Source organism: Saccharothrix hoggarensis (assembly GCF_052936025.1).
Genome location: NZ_CP193624.1, coordinates 78,687 through 98,656, shown reverse-complemented (window position 1 = coordinate 98,656; position 19,970 = coordinate 78,687). Strand labels below are relative to the sequence as shown.

The 19,970-nt window shown below is 71.3% G+C and carries 25 protein-coding genes; 5 read left to right on the top strand and 20 right to left on the bottom strand.

The window, feature by feature from the left end; all coding sequences use genetic code 11:
* Positions 1–43 precede the first annotated feature (43 nt).
* Positions 44–604, top strand: coding sequence for a ferritin (locus ACRAKH_RS00520; protein WP_380723238.1), 561 nt, complete (start codon positions 44–46; stop codon positions 602–604).
* A gap of 61 nt (positions 605–665) precedes the next feature.
* Here the strand turns inward: ACRAKH_RS00520 and ACRAKH_RS00515 are convergent, their stop codons facing one another.
* The 4 genes from ACRAKH_RS00515 to ACRAKH_RS00500 form a co-directional block, all read right to left on the bottom strand.
* Positions 666–1,202: a hypothetical protein gene (locus ACRAKH_RS00515; RefSeq protein WP_380723240.1), complete on the bottom strand. Its 537-nt coding sequence runs from the start codon at positions 1,200–1,202 to the stop codon at positions 666–668.
* Between the two features lie 153 nt (positions 1,203–1,355).
* On the bottom strand, positions 1,356–1,682 hold the full coding sequence (locus tag ACRAKH_RS00510) for a DUF952 domain-containing protein (protein ID WP_380723241.1): 327 nt from the start codon (positions 1,680–1,682) through the stop codon (positions 1,356–1,358).
* A 76-nt stretch (positions 1,683–1,758) separates the two neighbouring features.
* Positions 1,759–2,736, bottom strand: a complete 978-nt coding sequence (locus ACRAKH_RS00505; RefSeq protein ID WP_380723242.1) for a DUF5926 family protein — start codon at positions 2,734–2,736, stop codon at positions 1,759–1,761.
* 14 nt (positions 2,737–2,750) lie between these two features.
* On the bottom strand, positions 2,751–3,467 hold the full coding sequence (locus tag ACRAKH_RS00500) for a glycerophosphodiester phosphodiesterase (RefSeq protein ID WP_380723244.1): 717 nt from the start codon (positions 3,465–3,467) through the stop codon (positions 2,751–2,753).
* Between the two features lie 91 nt (positions 3,468–3,558).
* Between ACRAKH_RS00500 and ACRAKH_RS00495 the strand changes: the two genes are divergently transcribed.
* Positions 3,559–4,791, top strand: a complete 1,233-nt coding sequence (locus ACRAKH_RS00495; protein WP_380723245.1) for a cytochrome P450 — start codon at positions 3,559–3,561, stop codon at positions 4,789–4,791.
* Positions 4,792–4,831: 40 nt separating this feature from the next.
* Positions 4,832–5,281: a hypothetical protein gene (locus tag ACRAKH_RS00490; protein ID WP_380723247.1), complete on the top strand. Its 450-nt coding sequence runs from the start codon at positions 4,832–4,834 to the stop codon at positions 5,279–5,281.
* A gap of 4 nt (positions 5,282–5,285) precedes the next feature.
* Here the strand turns inward: ACRAKH_RS00490 and ACRAKH_RS00485 are convergent, their stop codons facing one another.
* Genes ACRAKH_RS00485 through ACRAKH_RS00475 form a run of 3 tightly spaced genes read right to left on the bottom strand, consistent with a single transcriptional unit; the run spans position 5,286 to position 7,447 of the window.
* A complete protein-coding gene (locus tag ACRAKH_RS00485) occupies positions 5,286–6,314 on the bottom strand; it encodes a glycerophosphodiester phosphodiesterase (protein WP_380723249.1) in 1,029 nt (342 codons plus the stop codon).
* 24 nt (positions 6,315–6,338) lie between these two features.
* Complete coding sequence (locus ACRAKH_RS00480; protein WP_380723251.1) at positions 6,339–6,611, bottom strand: DUF397 domain-containing protein; 273 nt, start codon at positions 6,609–6,611, stop codon at positions 6,339–6,341.
* A gap of 8 nt (positions 6,612–6,619) precedes the next feature.
* Positions 6,620–7,447, bottom strand: a complete 828-nt coding sequence (locus ACRAKH_RS00475; RefSeq protein ID WP_447009552.1) for a helix-turn-helix domain-containing protein — start codon at positions 7,445–7,447, stop codon at positions 6,620–6,622.
* 91 nt (positions 7,448–7,538) lie between these two features.
* Between ACRAKH_RS00475 and ACRAKH_RS00470 the strand changes: the two genes are divergently transcribed.
* Entirely contained in the window at positions 7,539–7,784 is a 246-nt protein-coding gene (locus tag ACRAKH_RS00470) for a hypothetical protein (RefSeq protein ID WP_380723255.1), read from the top strand.
* Here ACRAKH_RS00470 and ACRAKH_RS00465 read toward each other — a convergent pair.
* The 9 genes from ACRAKH_RS00465 to ACRAKH_RS00425 form a co-directional block, all read right to left on the bottom strand.
* Entirely contained in the window at positions 7,712–8,656 is a 945-nt protein-coding gene (locus ACRAKH_RS00465) for a sigma-70 family RNA polymerase sigma factor (RefSeq protein WP_447009996.1), read from the bottom strand. The genes ACRAKH_RS00470 and ACRAKH_RS00465 overlap by 73 nt on opposite strands.
* A gap of 78 nt (positions 8,657–8,734) precedes the next feature.
* Positions 8,735–9,640: a DUF4328 domain-containing protein gene (locus ACRAKH_RS00460; protein ID WP_380723258.1), complete on the bottom strand. Its 906-nt coding sequence runs from the start codon at positions 9,638–9,640 to the stop codon at positions 8,735–8,737.
* 1 nt (position 9,641) lies between these two features.
* Positions 9,642–9,989: a rhodanese-like domain-containing protein gene (locus ACRAKH_RS00455; RefSeq protein WP_380723259.1), complete on the bottom strand. Its 348-nt coding sequence runs from the start codon at positions 9,987–9,989 to the stop codon at positions 9,642–9,644.
* Positions 9,990–10,089: 100 nt separating this feature from the next.
* A complete protein-coding gene (locus tag ACRAKH_RS00450) occupies positions 10,090–11,676 on the bottom strand; it encodes a solute symporter family protein (protein WP_380723260.1) in 1,587 nt (528 codons plus the stop codon).
* Positions 11,673–12,023 carry a DUF485 domain-containing protein gene (locus ACRAKH_RS00445; RefSeq protein ID WP_380723261.1) on the bottom strand — a complete coding sequence of 117 codons (351 nt, stop codon included), beginning with the start codon at positions 12,021–12,023 and terminating at the stop codon, positions 11,673–11,675. Before ACRAKH_RS00445 ends, ACRAKH_RS00450 begins: the two co-directional genes overlap by 4 nt.
* A 297-nt stretch (positions 12,024–12,320) precedes the next feature.
* Positions 12,321–14,090, bottom strand: coding sequence for a sodium/solute symporter (locus tag ACRAKH_RS00440; protein ID WP_380723297.1), 1,770 nt, complete (start codon positions 14,088–14,090; stop codon positions 12,321–12,323).
* 35 nt (positions 14,091–14,125) lie between these two features.
* Complete coding sequence (locus ACRAKH_RS00435; RefSeq protein WP_380723262.1) at positions 14,126–14,578, bottom strand: hypothetical protein; 453 nt, start codon at positions 14,576–14,578, stop codon at positions 14,126–14,128.
* Positions 14,575–15,450, bottom strand: coding sequence for a LytR/AlgR family response regulator transcription factor (locus ACRAKH_RS00430; RefSeq protein ID WP_380723263.1), 876 nt, complete (start codon positions 15,448–15,450; stop codon positions 14,575–14,577). The genes ACRAKH_RS00435 and ACRAKH_RS00430 overlap by 4 nt, the downstream gene beginning before the upstream one ends.
* A gap of 61 nt (positions 15,451–15,511) precedes the next feature.
* Positions 15,512–16,378 carry a S49 family peptidase gene (locus tag ACRAKH_RS00425; RefSeq protein ID WP_380723265.1) on the bottom strand — a complete coding sequence of 289 codons (867 nt, stop codon included), beginning with the start codon at positions 16,376–16,378 and terminating at the stop codon, positions 15,512–15,514.
* Positions 16,379–16,459: 81 nt separating this feature from the next.
* Here ACRAKH_RS00425 and ACRAKH_RS00420 point away from each other — a divergent pair, with 81 nt between their 5' ends.
* Positions 16,460–16,627, top strand: coding sequence for a hypothetical protein (locus ACRAKH_RS00420; protein WP_380723267.1), 168 nt, complete (start codon positions 16,460–16,462; stop codon positions 16,625–16,627).
* A gap of 65 nt (positions 16,628–16,692) precedes the next feature.
* Here the strand turns inward: ACRAKH_RS00420 and ACRAKH_RS00415 are convergent, their stop codons facing one another.
* The 4 genes from ACRAKH_RS00415 to ACRAKH_RS00400 all read right to left on the bottom strand — a co-directional run bounded on the left by ACRAKH_RS00415 (position 16,693) and on the right by ACRAKH_RS00400 (position 19,902).
* Positions 16,693–17,952 (bottom strand): histidine kinase, encoded by a 1,260-nt coding sequence (locus ACRAKH_RS00415; RefSeq protein WP_380723269.1) that lies wholly within the window; start codon positions 17,950–17,952, stop codon positions 16,693–16,695.
* A 187-nt stretch (positions 17,953–18,139) separates the two neighbouring features.
* Entirely contained in the window at positions 18,140–18,445 is a 306-nt protein-coding gene (locus ACRAKH_RS00410; RefSeq protein WP_380723271.1) for a hypothetical protein, read from the bottom strand.
* A 113-nt stretch (positions 18,446–18,558) separates the two neighbouring features.
* Complete coding sequence (locus tag ACRAKH_RS00405; RefSeq protein WP_380723273.1) at positions 18,559–19,422, bottom strand: DNA-formamidopyrimidine glycosylase family protein; 864 nt, start codon at positions 19,420–19,422, stop codon at positions 18,559–18,561.
* A 45-nt stretch (positions 19,423–19,467) separates the two neighbouring features.
* A complete protein-coding gene (locus ACRAKH_RS00400) occupies positions 19,468–19,902 on the bottom strand; it encodes a DUF983 domain-containing protein (protein WP_380723275.1) in 435 nt (144 codons plus the stop codon).
* Positions 19,903–19,970: the final 68 nt, after the last annotated feature.

Genomic DNA, 19,970 nt, shown 5'->3' with positions numbered 1-19,970 from the left:
TACCTGCAATGCATTAAACCCCACGTTCGGTTATTCTGCGAGCATGGCGGTCAACTTGAAGAAGCTTTCTTCCGCGCGTGCGTCGAAGTTCCACGAGCTGCTCCAGGAGCAGGTCCGCAACGAGTTCACGGCATCACAGCAATACGTCGCGATCGCGGTCTGGTACGACGGCAACGACCTGCCCCGCCTCGCGTCGCACTTCTACAAGCAGGCGCTGGAAGAGCGCAACCACGCGATGATGATCGTGCAGTACCTGATGGACAACGGCCTTCCGGTGAGCATTCCCGGCGTGGACGACGTCCGCAACGACTTCACCGCGCCGCGGGAGCCGGTCGCGCTCGCGCTGGAGCAGGAGAAGAAGGTCACCGAGCAGATCGTGACGCTCGCCAAGACCGCCCGCGACGAGGGCGACTACCTCGGCGAGCAGTTCCTCCAGTGGTTCCTGAAGGAGCAGGTGGAGGAGGTCGCGTCGATGAGCACGCTGCTCACCGTCGTCGACCGGGCCGACGGCAACCTGTTCCACGTGGAGAACTTCCTGACCCGCGAGTCCGTGGGCGAGGAAGCCGACGGCGGCGCGCCCAGGGCCGCCGGCGGAGCGCTGTAAGCACCCACCGACGACAGCCGACGACGCCCGTCACCTCCCGGTGGCGGGCGTCGTGGCGTGGTCAGGTGAGGCAGCCGCGGTCGGCCCGGACCAGGCCGATGCCGGTGAGCGTGTCGCCCGCGTTCTCGAAGAAGAACTTGTACCCGGTGTTCGCGTCGAGCGGCCGGATGAAGCCGTGCGGGTACTGCTCCACGCCCGGGTAGACCTCGTGCATGCGCGCCCGCGAGTCGCCGATGCGCAGGCCCTCCGGCGTGCCGGCGCCCCCGTCCACCCGGATCTCGACCGCCACGCCGTCCTGGAGGCCCACCCAGCCGTCCGCGGCCTTCAGCTCCCGGATCACGCAGGAGAACTCCGGCGTGGTCACGTCGCCGCCGATCTCGCCGGTGGCCTCCAACTCGGCCGACGTCATGCCCAACCGCACCGCGCCGATGCCGCGGGCGTCGAGCACGGCCGTGCCGCCCGCTTCGGCGGTCCGACCGTCGCCGGAGGTCGTCGGTGTCAGGGCGGTCGGCGTGACCGCGTCGCACCCGACCAGGGTCACGGTCAGCACCACGGCCGACATCGCCGCCGGCAGCCCCGCCGCCACGAGCCGCTTCATCCTGCCTCCAGGCCGCACTCGGTCCCGACCAGCTCCATCAGCCACCGTCCCCCGCCCCGTCGGGTGGAACCACCTGCCGCCACGCGGGTGACCCCGACATGGTGACGACCAACCGGTCACCTCGCCGTTCGACGCCCGGGCGACGGGCGTGGATCACAGAACGGGCAAGGGCCGGAACGCGCCGTCGGCGTCCGGGGTGAACTCGTGCACGGCCACCACGGCGTCGGCCGGGATCGGGCCGTAGACGTGCGGGAACCACGGCCCGTCCTCGCCGGTCTCCCCCGGCTCCCACAGCACGGGCAGGCCTTCGGGGTCGATCACCAGCAGCACGAGGTCGTGCCGGTTCGGGTACAGGCGGTTCGCGGGGAGGTGGACGGTGCCGGGGTCCGAGCAGTGCACGAAGCCGTCGAGGTCGAGCGGGATCGCACCGTCCTCTCGGGCGCGCGTCCAGTCGGCCTTCGGGCTGATCCGCAGGATCACGCCCGGCCACCTCCTCCTCGTCCACGCAGTTGTCCACAGGAGCTGTGGACAAAGCTGGGGACAGCTGTGGACAACGTCAGCGCAGGGTGATCTGCCGGCCGCGCAGACCGTCGCGCGCACGCCGTTCCTGCTCGGTGAGCGGCTCGGCGTCGAGGCTGGTCAGGGCGTCCTGCAAACGCTTGCCCAACGCCTCCGCGCCCGGTGCCCACTCGCTGGAGTGCAGCTCGCGGTCGAGGTCCCACACCGGCACGAGCAGGCCGTGCGCGCGGAACGAGCCCGCGTACCGGGAGCCCTCGCCGAGGTCGAGCTCGCCGCGCACGGACAGCCGCGCGAGCGCCGCCAGCAACGTCTCCTCCGGCTCGGGGCGGACCCAGCGCAGGTGCGCCTTGTCGCCCGCGTCGACCCAGTAGGCGGCGAGCACGCCGGGCGCGTCGAGGCGCTCGGTGGGCAGGATGGCCGCGTTGGCGCGTTCGAGGGAGAGGGCGACGTCGCCGCTGGGCTCGTTGTCCGGCGGCAGCCACCACGCGAAGTCGGTGTGCAGCTCGGGCGTCAGCGTGGCCTCGGGGTCGAGCAGGTCCTGGAGCCGGCCGGGGTTCTCGCCGTGGTCCGGGCCGACGACGGGGAGGGCGGCGCCGGTCTCGGCGGTCAGCGCCCACTGCACGGCGCGGGCCAGGTCGCGGCTGAGGTCGCCGGAGCGGGTCTGGACCTGCAGGCCGACGAACGCGGTGCCGTCGGCGCGGATCAGGCCGGCGGCGGCCATCGGCAGCACGGTGGCCAGCACGATCTCGCGCGCGCCGGAGTCCTTGAGGGGCAGCTTGGCCGTCGCGGAGGGGACGAACTCGCGCAGCGCGATCAGCTCGGCCTCGGCGGCCAGGCCCTCGAACGGGCGGGAGACGATCACGTCCGCCGCGCCGCCGGCCGCGCCGTGGCACGCCTTGTAGCGCTTGCCGGAGCCGCACGGGCACGGCTGCCGCGGGTTGACGCCGTCGGCAGGCTGGTTCTTCTCCGTGCCGGTCTTCCCGGTGCCGGCCTTCACGGCCGTCCGCTTCGCCACCGCGCCTCCTCGTCTCAGGGCTGGTCTGGCTGGTCGGGCGTCAAGTTAGCCGCAACGCGCTCGCGCGTCTCCGCCGGGTTGTTGGTCGCGATGAACCGCACGCCGCGCCGCATGCAGAGGGCGATGTCGGCCGGGTCGTCGACCGTCCACGCGTACACACCCTCACCCCTGTCCGGGTGACGCCTGAGGAGGTGAACTCCGGGTCCGGCGAAGTCGGCGAAGCGGGGTTTCGCCCGCGGCCACAGCCGGTCGTACAGCAGGACGGTCGGCACCTCGGGCCTGAGCTCCTTGAACCGGTGCACGGCGAACACGGAGAACGACATCATCACCACGTCGACGCGGTGCCGGCCCAGCTCCTCGGCGAGCCGCCGCTCCACCCGGCCGCCCTGCCGGACGGGGTGCTTGGTCTCGACGAACAGGCGCGCGCCGTGGTCGGCGGCCAGCCCGAGCAGCGCCTCCAGCGTCAGCACCCCGGCGGGCTCGCCGCCGTGCCAGCTGCCGAAGTCGTGCCGGCGCAGCTCGTCCAACGTCATCGCGCCGACCGCGCCCGTCCCGCCGCTGGTGCGGTCGATGGTGCGGTCGTGGACGCAGACCAGGTGCCCGTCCCTGGTGAGCCGCACGTCGCACTCCAGGCCGTCCGCCCCCTGGGCCAGCGCGAGCTCGTACGCGGCGAGCGTGTGCTCCGGGCGGCGGGTGGACGCGCCGCGGTGGGCGACGACTTCAGGTGGCACGGTCGAATGCTGCTGGTGGGGCACGGATCGGGTCAACTCGACTACCCGATGTCACAGCTCCCTGAAAGTTTGATTTCTCAACCACACTCGGATGGACGCGGGTCGCCGTGACGACCTACCGTCCGTGATCGTGGCATCCTTCGACCAGCACGATCCGGCTTTCATCGCCGATCCCTACCCGGCGTTCGCCGCCCTGCGCGCCGACGGCGAGGTGCACTGGCACGAGGAGATGGGCATCGCCCTGGCGGTGTCGCACGCGGCGGCGTCGTCCGTGCTCAAGCACCGGTCGCTCGGCCGGATCTGGACCGACGCCAAGCCCGTCGAGAGCTTCACCTCCTTCAACCTGCTGCACCGCAACTCGATGCTGGAGAACGAGCCGCCCACGCACAGCAGGCTGCGCCGGCTCGTCGCGGCGGCGTTCGGCCGCGGTCACGTCGAGCGGCTGCGGCCGTGGATCGTCGAGCTGGCCGACCGGCTCGTGGACGAGCTGGTGGCCAAGGTGGAGTCCGAGGGCCAGGCGGACCTGCTGTCGCACGTGGCCGCGCCCCTGCCGGTCGAGGTGATCGCCGAGCTGCTGGGCGTGCCGACGCGGGACCGGGCGCTGCTCCAGCCGTGGTCGAACGCCATCGTGAAGATGTACGAGTACGACCTCGCGCCGGACAAGAGGGCGGCGGCCGAGCACGCGGCCACGGAGTTCGTCGCCTACCTGCGGGAACTGGTCGCGCTGCGGCGCGCGACGCCCGGTGACGACCTGGTGTCCGACCTGGTGGCGGTCACCGGCACCGACGGCGCGAAGCTCACCGAGGACGAGCTCGTGGCGACCGCCGTGCTGCTGCTCATGGCCGGCCACGAGGCCACCGTCAACGTCATCGGCAACGGCGTGCGGGCGTTGATGAACCACCCGTCCGAGTGGCGTCGGCTGGTGGCGGACCCCACCCTCCTGCCCACCGCGGTGGAGGAGCTGATCCGCTACGACTCGCCGTTGCAGCTGTTCGAGCGCACCGCGACCGCGCCCGTCACCATCGCCGGGCACGTGGTCGAGCCGGGACAGAAGATCGCCGCGCTGCTCGGCGCGGCGGCCCGCGACCCCGAGGTCTTCGCCGACCCGGACACCCTCGACATCGGCCGCAACCCCAACCCCCACCTGGGCTTCGGCATGGGCATCCACTACTGCCTCGGCGCGCCCCTGGCCCGCATCGAGGTGCAGGCCGCGCTGTCGTCCCTGGCCCGCAAGCTGCCGAACGCGGAACTGGCCGCCGAACCCCGCCGCCGGGCCGAGTTCGTCATCCGGGGCCTGCACGACCTGCCGCTCACGTCGGCGTAAACCGCTCGACGCGCGTCCCGACAGCCCTCACCCTGGGCCGATGCGGTTGTCGGTGATCGCGCACCCCGTGGTGCGGCACGCTCCGCTGCACCGCGTCCTCGTGCCCGCCGCACGCCTGCGCAACCTCTGGGTGCGGCCTCCCGAGCCGATCACCGGCATGGCCGCGGTCACCGGGTCGCGGGCCGATCTGGTGCGGTTGGGCGCGTTGGTGCGGTTGGCGGCGACCAGCCGGCACAGCGCGCTGTTCATCCCGGCGCGGGACAACGTGCCGCCGGAGGAGCTGTGGCGGATGGGCCACGCCCGGCCCGCCGACCTGCTCGTGGTGCGCCGTGACGTCGGGCTGCGGCCCTCGGACTGGCCGGGGGTGCGGCGGGCGTTGCGCCGGTCGACCGCACGACCGGCCCGCGTCGACGAGGTGTTCACCGAGCCGGACGTGGCGCTCGACGTCCACGGCCGCGACCCGATCTTCCACAAGCGCCGGTGGGCGTGAGCCGCTACCGCTTGGCCGTGTGCTGCTTCGGCAGCTTGAAGCCGCGCTCGGCCATCACGGCGCGCAGGCGGTCCGGGTAGTCGGTGATGATGCCGTCCACGCCGTCGTCGATGAGCTTGTGCATGGTGGCCTGGTCGTTGACCGTCCACGGGACGACCGCCAGGCCGTGCGCGTGCGCCTCGTCCACCAGGGCTTTCGTGGTGAACGGGACGTAGTTCGGGTCGCCGGTCCGCCCGTTCTGCGGGTTGCCGTGCACCGGGGAGAGCGCGGACGCCCCGAAGCTCTTCACGGCCTTCACGACGCTGCCGCCGAAGTCCTCCAGCTTCAGCCCGCCCGTCCACGGCGAGCCGGGGCGCAGGAACTCGGGCTGGGTGAGGGCGACCAGCGGCAGGCGCGGTTCGGCCTCGCGCCACAGCATCAGCGTGCCCCAGTCGAACGACTGCACGGTGACGTTGCGGTAGAAGCCGGACTCGCGGATCGCGCGGGCGGTGACCTCCACGAACTGCTCGCGCGGCGCGGTCTCGTGCGGCGCGGCGGCCTCGACCTTGGTCTCGATGTTGAACTTCACGGTGAACGCCCGGTAGCTGCGGACCAGGTCGAACACCTCGGCCAGCGTCGGCATCCGCGCGCCCGGCGACAGCTCCTGGTCCGGGTACTGCGCCCAGCGCCGCGAGCCGCAGTCCAGCGTCCTGACCTGCGCGAACGTCAGGTCCTTCACGTACTTGCCCGCGTACGGGAACGCCGGGTCGCCGGGGAAGGCGGGTGCGGTGTCGAGGCACTTGGCCGGGTTGGTCCTGCGGTCGTGCGTGACGACCTCGCGGCCGTCCTTGGTGATCTGGACGTCCAGTTCCAGCGTCGTGACGCCCACTTCGAGCGCCTTGGCGAACGCCGCCAACGTGCTCTCGACCGTCAGCCCGATCCCGCCCCGGTGGGCCTGGAGGTCGAACTTCCGGTCGCTCTCCGCGCTCGCCACGCCGGAGCCGAGCCCCGGAACCAGCAGGGTGAGGACCAGTGCCACCGCGAGTGCCCGCATGGGGTCACGGTGGCACGCGGCCGGTCAGGAGCCCAAGTGCCGGAGGAAGAACGACCACTGAACAGCGGGGAACGCGAGCGTTGCGGCGGCCGGGTTCTTCGAGTCCCGCACGGCCACCGCCGGCCCGGCGAACGCCACCTCGACGCAGTTGGCATTGCTGGCGCCGTTGCTCCGACTGCTCTTGCGCCACACCGCGTCCACGAACGCCACCTCGACGCAGGCAGCGTTGCTCCCGCCACCGCTGCGGCCGCTCTTCCGCCACACCGCGCCAGACAGGTCCACAATGGACACAGTCATCGCCTCTTTCATTCGGCCAGAATCCGCTCGATCAGCGCGACCGATTCCTCCGGGCTCAACGCCCTGGAGGCCACGTGGTCGAAGACCAGTCTAGCTTCTCGCAGCTCACGAGGTTCCTCGATGTGTGTCGCCCCGAGCACGTGCTCGACGTAGAGCACATCGGATTCCGCCGGATCGGGAAAGCTGAGCAGGATGAACCCGAGGCCCATGCGGTCGATCGCACCGCCTTCGCTCGACAGGATCTGAAGGGTCACCGTTGGTTGCCCGCTTATCTCAATCAGGTGCTCCAACTGCTCGCGCATGATCTGCCGGCTACCGACGACCTTGCGCAATGCGGCTTCGTCCAGGACCGCGTGCAGCTGCAAGGGGTCGTCCGGATCGGTCAGCCGCTTCTGCCTTATCTGCCGGACGCGGATGTCGCTCGCCAGCCAGCGCTTGGTCCGCTTCAACCGGTCGGCCTCGAAGAGCGCGCGCATGTAGCCGGTCGTCTGGAGCAGGCCCGTGATCACCATGAATGACAACTCGTAGACCGCGCTCGCCTCGGTCTCGACGTCGATGTAACCCTGGTTCTCGATGCCGTAGGTGGTCCACCAGCCGGGCTCACGGGCGCGGAGGGCCTGGTCGATGAGGTCGGGGTCGTACTGGTCGTAGAGGTCCATCATCGACTTGGCGAGGTGGACGTCCAGGATCGTCTCCCCCTTCTCCAACCGGTGGAGGGTGGACTTGGTGCGGTACAGGGCTTTGGCGGCTTCGTCGAGGGTCATCCGGGCTGTGGTCCGCATCCGGGCGAGCTTGCGCCCCAACCGACGGCGGCGGAACGGTGGCGGGGTGGGCACAGGGCAGCATGATCCAGCGGGACGCCCGCAGGCGGGATTCCCGCCCCGCTTCACCGCATCGGGCGGATCTCCCGGCGGGACAGTCGGTCCCGTGGAAGCGAACCTCTTCAGCCTGGTGGACGCCACCGACCGCACCCGGATCTTCGCCTGGGGCATGGAGATCATCGAGGAGGAGCGGACGGACGCCATCGTCTACCGCCGTGATCCGGACACCGGCCGGATCTTCATCGGTCAGCACGCGTCCGCCGAGTCGGCCCTCCACCGCTACGGCAGGCGCGTGCCCCTCGAACTCGTCTGGGAGTTCGAGGGATCGGAACCCGAGGACCAGCCCGTGTGAACACCGCGCACGTCCACGAGCCGGGCCAGGCGTTCCTGGTCGGCCAGGACGTCGATGGCCACGATCCGGCCGTCCGCGACGGTGAACGCCATGACCGACAGCGGCCGGCCGTCGGCCGCGACGACGACCCCGGCCGCGCCGTTGACCAGGGCTGGACGGGCGAGCGGGTACAGCTGCCCGAAGGTGACGGCCTGGCCGGCGACCGTGCGCGCGCCGGAGAGGGTGACGGTGAGGCGGGAGCCCGCGCCGCCGTCGGACCGCAGCACGACGTCCGGGTCGAGCACGGCGACGAGCGCGTCGAGGTCGCCGTCGCGGGCGGCGGCGAAGAAGGCGTTCACGACCTCCCTCTGGCGGGCGAGGTCGGCGTCCGGGGCCGGCGCCCGGTCCCGGACCCGGCGGCGGGCGCGGGCGGCGAGCTGCCGGGTCGCGGCCGTCGACTTCCCGACCAGCGCGGCGATCTCGTCGAACGGCACGGCGAACAGGTCGTGCAGCACGAACGCGACGCGTTCCGCCGGGGTGAGGGTGTCCAGCACGACCATCAGGGCCAGGCCCACCGAGTCGGCCAGCAGGGCTTCGTGCTCGGGGTGGGTGCCGTCGTCGTGGCTGACGACCGGGTCGGGCACGTGGACGTCGAACGGCTCCTCGGCCCGCCGGCCGCGGGTGCGGAGCACGTTCAGGCAGACGCGGGCGACGACGGTCGTCAGCCACCCGCCGAGGTTGCCGATCTCGTCGGTGTCGGTGCGGTCGAGCCGGAGCCAGGCGTCCTGCACGGCGTCGTCGGCCTCGCTCAGCGAGCCGAGCACCCGGTACGCCACGGCGCGCAGCCGGGGCCGGTGCTCCTCGAAGAGCCGGCTCAACCCGTCGCGGCTCAACCCGTCCCGGCTCGACTCGGCCGGGCTCGACTCGTCCCCGCTCACCCCGGTCCCGCTCACTCCGGCCCGCTCACCCGGTCAGCGAGGTGAGCCCGACGGCCGCACGGGGCGCAGGGTGGGCGCGGGGGCGTGCTTCACGTCCACCACCCGCATCCGGCGGATGGCGGTGGCGTCCACCGGCAGCAGCAGGGTGGTGATGTGCCGGACCACGGCGGCGGTCACGATGGCCACCGCGGCGCCGAGCAGGTCGGACACGGCGTGGAACAGCACGCCGTCGGCCATTGCCTGCACGCTCGACCGGAACGACCACGCGATCGTGAACGCGGTGAACACGCCGGCGGCCACCCACAGGCCCCACCACCAGCGGAGCAGGCGGGACGGCCGGGGACGGGCGGTGGGCGGCTCGCGCAGGGCGGCGTGCTCCAGCTCCGCCAGCACCGAACCCGGCACCACCAGGTTCACCCCCGGCACGACGAGGCCGATCAGCACCTCGCGGTCCGGGCGGGACGGCCGGTAGCCCGCTTCCGCGGCGGCGGCGTTCCTCGCCCGGCGCAGCCACAGGAGGGTGAAGACGATCGCCATCCCGGACGCCACGACCATGACCACGGCCGACGACACGACCATGGCGTCCGACACGCCGACCGTGCCCTCCGACAGCGCGCCGTAGCGGCTGAGCAGCAACAACACGTAACGCCAGATCTCGCTGCCGGCCGCCCACAACGCGGTCAGGCCGGCCAGGCCGAGGGCGTGGGACGCGGTCCGGGCCGCGCGCTGGACCTGCTCGACGGAGTCGGCGGGCGCGTCGTCGTCCGTCGCCACGGACGTCGGCCAGCGCCACGCCAGCAGCGGGAAACCCCAGCGCGGTGGCACCGGGTACGACGGCGGACCGGTGTAGCCCCGTCGCGGCGCGCCGAGCCGACGGTGCGGGTAGGCGCCGGGTGGCGGGGTCGCCACCCAGTCCACGCGCATCGGCCGCAGCGCCATGTCAGATGACCTCGGGCTCCGCGCCGTCGACCTCACCGACCAGCGGACGGCCGGACGCGGCCCACACCTGCATGCCGCCGTCGACGTTGGTGGCGTCCCAGCCGTTGGCGTTGAGGTACTGGGTGACCCGCGCGGAACGGCCGCCGGCGCGGCACACGACGTAGAACTCGCTGTCGCCCGGCAGCTCGCCGAGGCGGCCCGCCAGCTCGCTCATGGGGATGTGCAGGGCGCCCGGGGCGTGGCCCGCCACCCACTCGTCGGCCTCGCGCACGTCGAGCAGGACCTTGCCCTCCGGCAGATCCGCCGGCACCTCGGACACTTCAACGCTGGGAACGGTCACGGCCACCATGCTGCCACGAGGCGAATAAGCAGGGGATAAGGAGCACGCCGGCCGCCCTCCCCCGAAGGGATGACGGCCGGCGTGGTCTCCGGCGGGATGGGGGTCGGCCCTAGTGGGCGACCGCCTTCTCGGCGCCGACGCCGGTGAGGGCGCGCACCTCCATCTCCGCGTACTTCTCCTTGTCGCGCTCCTTCGACATGACCGTGCCGATGTAACCGAGCAGGAATGCGACGGGGATCGACACGATGCCGGGGTTCGACAGCGGGAACAGCGCGAAGTCGACGTTCTTGAACATCGACGTGGGCTTGCCGGACACCGCGGGCGACAGCACGATCAGCGTGATCGTCACCGCGAGACCGCCGTAGATGCTCCACAGCGCGCCCGAGGTGTTGAACCGCTTCCAGAACAGCGAGTAGAGGATGGTCGGCAGGTTCGCCGACGCCGCCACCGCGAACGCGAGGGCCACCAGGAACGCGATGTTCTGGCCGTTGGCCGCGATGCCGCCGAGGATCGACACGATGCCGATCACGACCGCGGTCCGCCGCGCGACCTTGACCTCGGCGTCCTTGTCCTCCGCCTCGCCCTTCTTGATGATGTTGGCGTAGATGTCGTGCGCGAACGACGCCGACGCGGTGATCGTCAGACCGGCCACCACGGCGAGGATCGTCGCGAACGCGACCGCCGCGATCAGGCCCAGCAGCAGCGGGCCGCCCAGCGCCTCGGCGAGCAGCGGAGCCGCCGAGTTCGGGCCACCCGGGGCCGCCCGGATCTTGTCCGCGCCGACGAGCGCGCCCGCGCCGTAGCCGAGGACCAGCGTGAACAGGTAGAACAGGCCGATCAGCCAGATCGCCCAGACCACCGAGCGGCGGGCTTCCTTGGCGGTCGGCACGGTGTAGAAGCGCATCAGGATGTGCGGCAGGCCGGCGGTGCCGAGGACCAGCGCGAGGGCCAGCGACAGGAAGTCCAGCTTGGACGTGCCGGTCGCGCCGTACTGGAGGCCGGGGCCGAGCAGCTTCTCGCCGGCCTTGGGGGCGGCGTCCACGGCCGCGCCGAGCACGGCGGACAGGTTGAAGCCGAACTTGGCCAGCACCCAGACCGTCATCAGGCCGGCGCCGATGATCAGCAGCACCGCCTTGATGATCTGCACCCAGGTGGTGCCCTTCATGCCGCCGATGAGCACGTACGCGATCATCAGGGCGCCGACGACGGCGATCACGATCGCCTGGCCGAACTTGCCGGTGATGCCGAGCAGCAGGGCGACCAGGCCGCCCGCGCCCGCCATCTGCGCGAGCAGGTAGAAGAACGACACGGCCATGGTGGACGTCGCCGCCGCCGCGCGCACGGGGCGCTGCTTCATGCGGAAGCTGAGGACGTCGCCCATCGTGTACTTGCCGGTGTTGCGCAGCAGCTCGGCGACCAGCAGCAGGGCGATGAGCCACGCGACGAGGAAGCCGATGGAGTACAGGAAGCCGTCGTAGCCGTTGAGCGCGATGGCGCCCGCGATGCCGAGGAACGACGCGGCGGACAGGTAGTCGCCCGCGATGGCGACACCGTTCTGGGGGCCGGTGAAGGCGCGGCCCGCGGCGAGGTAGTCGGCGGCCGTCTTGGTGTTGCGGCTGGCCCGGATGACCACGACCAGGGTTGCCGCGACGAAGATGCCGAAGATGCCGATGTTGAGCAGGGCGCTGCCGTTCACGCTTGACCCCCTTCGAGCTCGTTGCGGAGCTTCTCCGCCATGGGGTCGAGTTTCTTGTTCGCGTGCCGGACGTAGAGCGTCGTGATGGCGAACGTCGACACGAACTGCAGCAGGCCGAGGACGAGGCCCACGTTGATGTTGCTGCCGAAGAGCTTGGTCGACATGAAGCCGTGGGCGTAGTCGGCCAGCAGGACGTACAGCACGTACCAGGCCAGGAAGAGGCCGGCCATGGGGAACACGAAGCTGCGCAGCCGCCGGCGGAGCTCACGGAAGTCGGGGCTGTCCTGCACTTCTACCCAGTTGTGATTGCCCTGGGCGTCCGGGGTGTGCTGCTCAGAGGTGCTCACGGTCCCCTCCTCGCGTACTTGACGACGGTGTGAACGACACGTAAGGCCTCCTGGTGCGTTCCTGATACGCGGAGCACCGTAGGGAGACCTGGGTCACGCCTGAAAGACCTTCCGGGTGCCCGTGCGCTCAACTGCCGAGTGATGCGATGAGCGGTATGAATACTGAGACGAACTGCCACTCAGGTGATCGATATCACCGGTAGCCGGATCGGTGTCTTTAGCTTCACCCATTCGAGACCTTTCCCGACTCCCGGTCACGAGCCGTGAGAGGTCATCCCGTTCCGTCCACGATGCCCTTCATTGAGGGGGAATGGGGGACGGGGAAGAACCGCCCCTCTCGGCCGCGTCCACCCGGCGTGGCCGGTCCCCGGAAGAGCCGAACCGCGACTCCCGGTCGCGCATGAACCCCAGCGGGTCCGGCGCGTGCAACCGGAGCAGCACCTGGTTGACGTCCTCGGGCGTGCGCCGCGCGGTCAGCTTGCTGATCATCACCATGGTCAGGAACGCCAGCGGCACGGTCACCAGCGCGGGCTGCGAGAGCAGCGACGGCGCCCACCGCCCGGTGTGCGAGCTGATCACCGTCACCACCTGCGCGCTGATCACCAGGCCGCCGCCGACCACCAGGCCGGCGATCGCGCCCACCCACGTCAGCCCGCGCCACCAGATGCCCAGCAGCAGCAGCGGGCAGAACGTCGAGGCGGCCAGCGCGAACGACATCGCCACCGTCAACGACGCGTCCGACCGCGGCAGCAGCATCGCCAACCCGATCGCCACCGCGCCGGTCAGCACCGTCGCCCACCGGAAGTCGCTCACCCGGCCCGACCGGATGTCCGTCGACACGACCCCCGCCACCGACACCACCAGGCCCGACGACGTCGACAGGAACGCCGCGAACGCGCCCGCCGCCACGATCGCGCCCAACACCTGGCCCAGCAGGTTCGGCTGCATCGTGCTCGGCAGCATCAGCACCGCCGCGTCCGTCTTCCCCGTCACGAGCAGCTGCGGCAGGTACTGGCGCGAGATGACGCCCAGCACGGTCGGGAAGAGGTAGAACAACCCCAGCAGGTACAGCACGTGCAACGCGGTCCGCCGCGCCGCCCGCCCGTCCGGGTTGGTGTAGAACCGCACCAGCACGTGCGGCAGGCCCATCGTGCCCAGGAACGTCGCGAAGATCAGCGAGTACGTCTCGAACAGGCCCGACAGCCCGTCGGTCTCCGGCCGCAGCCAGTCGTGGTTGCTCGTCGGGGAGCCCTCCACCACCGGCACCGGCGACCCCGCCGTGAACCGCAGCACGGTCTCCGCGCCCACCTCGTACCGGCCGGGCGTCCAGTACACCTCGCCGTCCGCGAACGCCCCGTTCACCTGCCCGGTCGCGGACAGGTCCACCGCCACGTCGACCTTGACCCGCACCGGGTCGACCGTCGTCACCTCGACGTCCTCGGGAAACCGCAGGACCCCTGACGAGTCCACCGGCTGCGCCCCGTTGCCCGGACCCGCCAGGAAGATCGTGAACAGCACGAACGTCGGCGCGGCGATCGCGAACAGCTTGCCCCAGTACTGGAACGCCTGCACGAGCGTGATCGCGCGCATCCCGCCGCCGAGGACGTTCACCACCACGATCACCGTCACCACCGCGCCGCCCAGCCACGCGGGCAGGCCGGTGATCGTGTTCAACGTCAGCCCGGCCGACTGGAGTTGCGGCACCAGGTACAGCACGCCGATGCAGATCACGAAGAACGTGCAGAACTTCCGCAGGTTCGACGACCCCAGCCGCGCCTCGGCGAAGTCGGGCAGCGTGTACGCGCCGGACCGCCGCAGCGGCGCGGCGACGAACAGCATCATCGCCAGGTACCCGGCGGTGAAGCCGATCGGGTACCACAGCGCGTCGACGCCGTCCTTCAGCACCAGCCCGGCGACGCCGAGGAACGACGCCGCGGACAGGTACTCGCCGGAGATCGCGGCGGCGTTGCGGGTCGCCGGCACACCGCGCCGCGCCACCAGGAAGTCCGGGGTCGTGTTCGCGCGGCGCGACCCCACGTAGCCCAACAGGAACGTCAGCGCCGCCATCACGCCGACGAGCACCAGGCTCCACGGGGTCTGGATCACCGGTCCACCGAACTCACGAAGTCGTGCTCGTGCTTCTCCGCCAGCCTCCGGTACGCGTACCCCACGCCGTAGCAGAGGGGGAACGGCAGCAGGCCCAGCAGCAGCCACGGCAGCCGCACGCCCAGCAGCTGCACCTCCGCCAGCGACGGCAGCAGGTAGAACGCCACCGGCAGCGACGCCAGCAGCAGCAACGTGCCGCCGCCCAGCGCCAGGCCGGTGCGCAGCTGCGTCCGGATCAGGTCCCGGATCAGCTTCTCGCCGACGCTGGTCTGCTCCTCCAGCTCGATGATCGTGCGCAGCACCCGCCCGCGACCGCGGGGGTCCGCGAGCACCACCCGCCGCCGGCGGTTCTTGCGCGACGCCGCCGACGTCGACACCGGCAGCCAGGCATCGCGCTCGGCCGGCTGCGGTTGGTCCGGTTGGCCGGGGGGGCCGGTGTGCTTGGTCATCCCCAACTGCTCTTGGGGGGACGCACGATCCGCTCCTTCAGCTCACGCGTGTGCCGCCGGCTGACCGGCAGCTCCTTCGCGCCCTCGCCGGAGCCGATCACCACCGCGTACCCGTTCGACGTCATCCGCAGCTCGGTCACCAGCGGCAGCGCCACGAGGAACGAGCGGTGGATGCGCACGAAGCCGGCGTTCTCCCAGCGCTCTTCCAGCTGCGCCAACGGGATGCGCACCAGGTGGCTCGACCCGTCGTTGGTGTGCAGGCGCGCGTAGTCGCCCTGCGCCTCGACGTAGCGGACGGTCGCCCGCGGCACGAGCTTGATGGTGCCGCCCAGCTCGACCGGGATCACCTCGTCGTCCTGCGGTTCCGCCGCGGCGGGCTCGGGGGTGACCGCCGGCGTCGCCGCGACCCGGTCGACGACCCGCGAGATCGCCTTGTTGACCCGGTCCTCGTTGATCGGCTTCGTCACGAAGTCCAGCGCGCCCACCTCGAACGCCACCACGGCCTCCGAGTGCTCGACGCCCGTGACGAACACCAGCGCCGGCGGCGCGCGGAACGCGCCGAGCACGCGCGCGAGGTCCGTGCCGCTCAGCCCGGGCATGTTGATGTCGGCGAAGACGGCGTCGACCGGCGGCAGCCCCGCCTTCGTGCGGTCCATCACCTCGACGTCGTAGTCACCCCGGAGGATGCGCAGCGCCTCGGCCGCGTCGAAGGCCGTGAGCACGCGTCGGATGTGCGGGCTGCTCTCGAGCAGGTACTTGATCTCGCTCAGACCGGGAGCCTCGTCGTCCACCGCCAGGACGAGGAGGCCGCTGCTGTCCGCGCGATTGTTCACGGTGGTTGGCTTCACTGGGGTACTCACTGTGCCGCGCATCTTGCCGACCCACCGGGGTCGCTGTCTACGCCGGTTGCCGGACGGCCGCGGGGCCGTGACCTCACAAGCCGAATCGCGACCAGCGCGCCCGCTCCTCCAGCGCCGCCAACCCCTCCAGCAGGAAGTCGCCCGATCGGGTGGTGCTGCCGGCGAGCCCGAGGCGGGCGAGCAACGGTCGGCGGGGCTCCGCGATCGCGATGTCCGCGTCCGGGTACCGCTTCGCCACGACACCGCGCAACGTGCCGATGCCGTCCACCAGGCCGAGTTCGACCGCCTTCGCACCGGTCCACACCTCGCCGTTGAACAGCTCGTCGTCGGTGGCCTTCAGCTTCGCGCCGCGCCGCTCCTTCACCCAGTCGACGAACTGCTCGTGCAGCTGCGCCTGGAGGCCCTTCAGCCACTCGACGTCCTCCGGCTTCTCCGGGCTGAACGGGTCGAGGCGGACCTTGTTCTCGCCGGCCGAGTGCACGCGGCGCTCGACGCCGTAGCGCTCGATCAGGCCGTTGAGGCCGAACCCCGCGCTCACCACGCCGATCGAGCCCACCAGGGACGTGCCGTGCGCGTAGACCTCGTCGCCCGCGCACGCGAGCCAGTAGCCGCCGGAGGCCGCCAGGTCCTCGCAGAACGCCAGGACCGGCACCTTCTTCTTCGCGGCCAGCTCGCGGACGCGCTCGGCGACCAGCGCGGACTGCGTCGGCGCGCCGCCGGGGGAGTTGATCAGCAGGGCGACGGCGACGAGCCGGTCGTGGTCGAACGCGCGGGTCAACGCGCTCTCCACGGTCTGCATGCTGATGGTGTTGCGGGCCATCGGCGTCGGGGTCGGCGTGATGACGCCGTGGAGGCGGACGGCGGCCACCACGGGTCCGCGCTCGGTCCGCTCGCTGACGATCCTGGGCAGCCGCGCCGCGATCTTGTCCGTCACGCTCATGACGACGACCTTACGTCGGCGAGGCGTTGGCCGGCGGGGCGAGTGCGCCCGGGATTCGGCCCGCGCGGCTAACATCGACCGGTGACGTTCAACCCGATCCGGTGGCTCGAACGCTACGTCGAGTGGTGGGACGACCGCGGTAGGCAGAACGCCGACGGCCCCACTCCCATGCACGTCTACTGGATGTGGATCACGTGGAGCGTGTGCGCCGTGATGATGGTGACGGTGCTCGCGATCGCCGCCGCCTGATCACCGGGCCGTCCGGTCGCGCGGCTTGACCACGGGCTCGACCACGCCGGCCGATCACGTGGTCGTCAGGCGCGGACGACGGGCTGCTCGGTGGTGTCCTCCAGCCGCGGCGGGACGATCGGCAGGTTCGTCCGCACGCCCGGCCGGTACTTCGGGATCTTCAGGATGATCTTCATGCCGGCGTCCGGCGCGGTCTCCACGACGAGCGCGTAATCGTCGCCGAACACCGCGCGCATCCGGTGGTTGATGTTGCCGAGGCCGACGTGCGCGCCGGTCTGGTGCGCGTCCTTCAAGTCCTCGAAGAGGCGGTCCGGGTCCATGCCGACGCCGTCGTCCTCGACCGAGATCAGCGCTTCCGCGCCGTTGTCCTCGGCGATGATCGTGAGCAGCCCGCCGCCGGGCTTCTTGGCCAGCCCGTGCCGGACCGCGTTCTCCACCAGCGGTTGCAGCACCAGGAACGGCAGCACGACCTGGAGCACCTCGGGCGCGATCTTCAGCCGGACGTTGAGCCTCGGCCCGTACCGCGCCTGCTCGATGGTCAGGTAGCGGTGGATGTTCGTCAGCTCGTCCGACAGCGTGGTGAAGAAGCCGTCGGTGCGGAACGAGTAGCGGGTGAACTCGGCGAACTCCTGCAGCAGCTCCCGCGCGTGCGCCGGGTCGGTGCGGATCAGCGACGAGATCGTGTTCAGCGCGTTGTAGACGAAGTGCGGCGAGATCTGCGCCCGCAGCGCCCGGACCTCGGCCTGCGCCAACGCCTGCCGCGACTTCTGGAGCACTTCCAGCTCCAGCTGCGTGGAGACGAACCGCGCGGTCTCCTCGGCCATCCTGATCTGCCGCTTGTTCGCCACGCCGCTGACGACGATCAGCGTGCCGGCGACGTCGCCCTCCACCACCAGCGGCACGATCACGGCGCTGTGCAGGGAACACGGGCCGGGCAGCTCGCAGTCCAGCTTGCGGTGCTCGACGTGCTCCTTGTGCCCCTCGCCGATGGCGCGCTCGATGTAGGAGCGCAGGAACTCGTAGTGGTCGTTGGCGCCGCCGTCCCACGACAGGAGCGTGCCCTCGTGGTCGGTGATGCCGACCGCGACGCACCGCAGCATCTCCCGCAGGTGCGGCGTCGCCTTGTTCGCGGCGTCCTCGGTCAGCCCTTCGCGCAGGTCGGCCGACGCCTTGGACATGCGGTGCAGCATGTCCATCACGGCGTCCTCGACCGACGTGCTGACCCGACGGGCGCGGCACAGCATCACGAAGAGGCCTAGGACGGCCAGGGTCGCGATGACGCCGAGCACCGCGCGCTCGGTGAGGAGGTCCTGCACGGCGTCCATGCTGTGCCGTGGGGGCGGCATAGGCAAGGGTGCGGGCGGTTCGAGACGTGCACATCCGATGAATTGGCGGCAACCGTGGCGATCTGCTTACCCGATCGGGTGATCGCGAGGGGTCGTGATCACGGACAGTGGGGGCGACCCGATCACTCGGGCCGCGCCCCACGCGTGCGTCCGCCCTCCGGCGGGATCAGCGCCCACCGGAGCCCGTCCGCGCTCCCGGTGCGGCGGGCGTGCTGGACGACGGGGTGGTGGACGACGTCGGGCTCGTCGACGAGCTCGGGTCGTCCGACTCCTCGCAGCCCAGCTGCTCGACCAGGTCCGCCAACTCCGGCGCGTCGAGCAGGTCGAACTGCTCCAGCACCCGGCAGATCACCTCCCGGTACCGCTCCTCGACCGGGTCCGGCTCCCGGTCCGGCGCGGCGGCGGCGAGGCCCGCGAACGTGGTCGCGGCCAGTGCGGCGCCGGTCAGGGCGGCGACAATGCGCGTCTTCATAGCTCCTCCTGGTGGTTGTCCGACACCACGAGGAATTCCCGGTCACGCGGACACCAGCCGAAGCCCACCCGGAGGTGTGAACCACTCGGGCTCAGGGATGAACCGGCGACGCGCTACTTGAGCAGGCGCGACATCCGCCGGTCCGCCAACGGCTTCCCGCCGGTCTGGCACGTCGCGCAGTACTGGAACGCCTTGTCCGCGAACGACACCTCGCGGACCGCGTCGCCGCACACCGGGCACGGCAGGCCGGTCCGCGCGTGCACCCGCAGCCCGGACCGCTTCTCGCCCTTCAACGTCGCCGCCGACTGGCCGACCGACCGCGCCACCGCGTCCGTCAGCACGCCGATCAACGCCTCGTGCAGCCGGTCCAGCGCCTCCGCGGGCAGCTTCCCCACCGTCGCGTACGGCGACAGCCGGGCCGTGTGCATGATCTCGTCGGAGTACGCGTTGCCGACGCCCGCCATCAGCGCCTGGTCCGTCAACGCGGTCTTCAGCCGCTCGGTCCGCCCGGCGAACAGGTCCTCCAGCTGGGTCCGCGTCACCGACAGCGCGTCCGGCCCGAGCCGGGCGATGCCGGGCACGTCCGCCGGGTCGTTCACCACCCACGCGGCCAGGCCCTTCTTCGTGCCCGCCTCGGTCAGGTCGAACCCCGGCCCCTCCCCCGGCGGACCGAGGTGCACGCGCAGCGCCAGCGGCCCGCGGCCCGGCTTGGGCGGCGCCGCCGACAGGTGCTCCGACCAGCGCAGCCACCCGGCGCGCGCCAGGTGCACCACCAGGTGCAGGCCGCCGCAGTCGAGGTCCAGGTGCTTGCCGAACCGGCCCGCGCCGGTCACCTCGCGACCCTGGAGCTCCGTCCACGGCGGCGTGAACGTCTTCAACACCTGCAACGACGCCACGTCCACCCGGTGCACGCGCCGTCCGACGGCGTGCTCGCGCAGGTGGTGGGCGAGGGCCTCGACCTCGGGGAGTTCCGGCACCCGACCAGTGTCACCCGGCGGCGGCCATCAGTCGACCGGTCGCCGTCAGTCGACCGGCTGCAACGGCCCGTCCAGGTCCGGCAGCGAGTACATCTCGATCTTGCGGGCGACGTTGGCGACCTCGTTGCGCACGACCAGGAACCCGCGCACCGAGCCGACCCACCGCTCCGGCGGCAGCTCCTCGGTCTTCTTCGACTCGGCCACCACCAGCCACGGCCGACGCACCGCCCAGCGCACCGGGAAGAACAGGAACACCAGGACCAGCGCGACGAGCAGCCACGCCGGCACGACCACCTCCGGCGGCGTCCACGCCACCAGGACGACACCCATCACCACGACGATCGCGAGCATCAGGACGCCGGGGCCGTGGCCACCGCTCACGTCGTGCTCGAAGTCGGCGTCTGTCGACGGGTTGCGCCACTCGATCTGACTGCGCACCGTCCACATCCGGCCGTCAGCTCCGCGCACCAGCCGCGTCATCACCGTCTCCTCAGGACGTCGAGCGATCACTCAGCGTTTCCCACGCTACCGGCAGAGTGTTGCACCTC

Excerpts from the sequence above, each read along its gene's own strand:
- ACRAKH_RS00490 (WP_380723247.1), top strand. The coding sequence starts at position 4,832 with ATGCGGTTGTCGGTGATCGCGCACCCCGTGGTGCGGCACGCTCCGCTG.
- ACRAKH_RS00520 (WP_380723238.1), top strand. The coding sequence starts at position 44 with ATGGCGGTCAACTTGAAGAAGCTTTCTTCCGCGCGTGCGTCGAAGTTC.
- ACRAKH_RS00400 (WP_380723275.1), bottom strand. The coding sequence starts at position 19,902 with ATGACGCGGCTGGTGCGCGGAGCTGACGGCCGGATGTGGACGGTGCGC.
- ACRAKH_RS00435 (WP_380723262.1), bottom strand. The coding sequence starts at position 14,578 with ATGACCAAGCACACCGGCCCCCCCGGCCAACCGGACCAACCGCAGCCG.
- ACRAKH_RS00485 (WP_380723249.1), bottom strand. The coding sequence starts at position 6,314 with ATGCGGGCACTCGCGGTGGCACTGGTCCTCACCCTGCTGGTTCCGGGG.
- ACRAKH_RS00425 (WP_380723265.1), bottom strand. The coding sequence starts at position 16,378 with ATGAGCGTGACGGACAAGATCGCGGCGCGGCTGCCCAGGATCGTCAGC.
- ACRAKH_RS00495 (WP_380723245.1), top strand. The coding sequence starts at position 3,559 with ATGGACGCGGGTCGCCGTGACGACCTACCGTCCGTGATCGTGGCATCC.
- ACRAKH_RS00515 (WP_380723240.1), bottom strand. The coding sequence starts at position 1,202 with ATGAAGCGGCTCGTGGCGGCGGGGCTGCCGGCGGCGATGTCGGCCGTG.
- ACRAKH_RS00430 (WP_380723263.1), bottom strand. The coding sequence starts at position 15,450 with ATGCGCGGCACAGTGAGTACCCCAGTGAAGCCAACCACCGTGAACAAT.
- ACRAKH_RS00460 (WP_380723258.1), bottom strand. The coding sequence starts at position 9,640 with ATGGCGCTGCGGCCGATGCGCGTGGACTGGGTGGCGACCCCGCCACCC.
- ACRAKH_RS00480 (WP_380723251.1), bottom strand. The coding sequence starts at position 6,611 with ATGACTGTGTCCATTGTGGACCTGTCTGGCGCGGTGTGGCGGAAGAGC.
- ACRAKH_RS00455 (WP_380723259.1), bottom strand. The coding sequence starts at position 9,989 with ATGGTGGCCGTGACCGTTCCCAGCGTTGAAGTGTCCGAGGTGCCGGCG.
- ACRAKH_RS00415 (WP_380723269.1), bottom strand. The coding sequence starts at position 17,952 with ATGGACGCCGTGCAGGACCTCCTCACCGAGCGCGCGGTGCTCGGCGTC.
- ACRAKH_RS00410 (WP_380723271.1), bottom strand. The coding sequence starts at position 18,445 with ATGAAGACGCGCATTGTCGCCGCCCTGACCGGCGCCGCACTGGCCGCG.
- ACRAKH_RS00440 (WP_380723297.1), bottom strand. The coding sequence starts at position 14,090 with ATGGCGGCGCTGACGTTCCTGTTGGGCTACGTGGGGTCGCGCCGCGCG.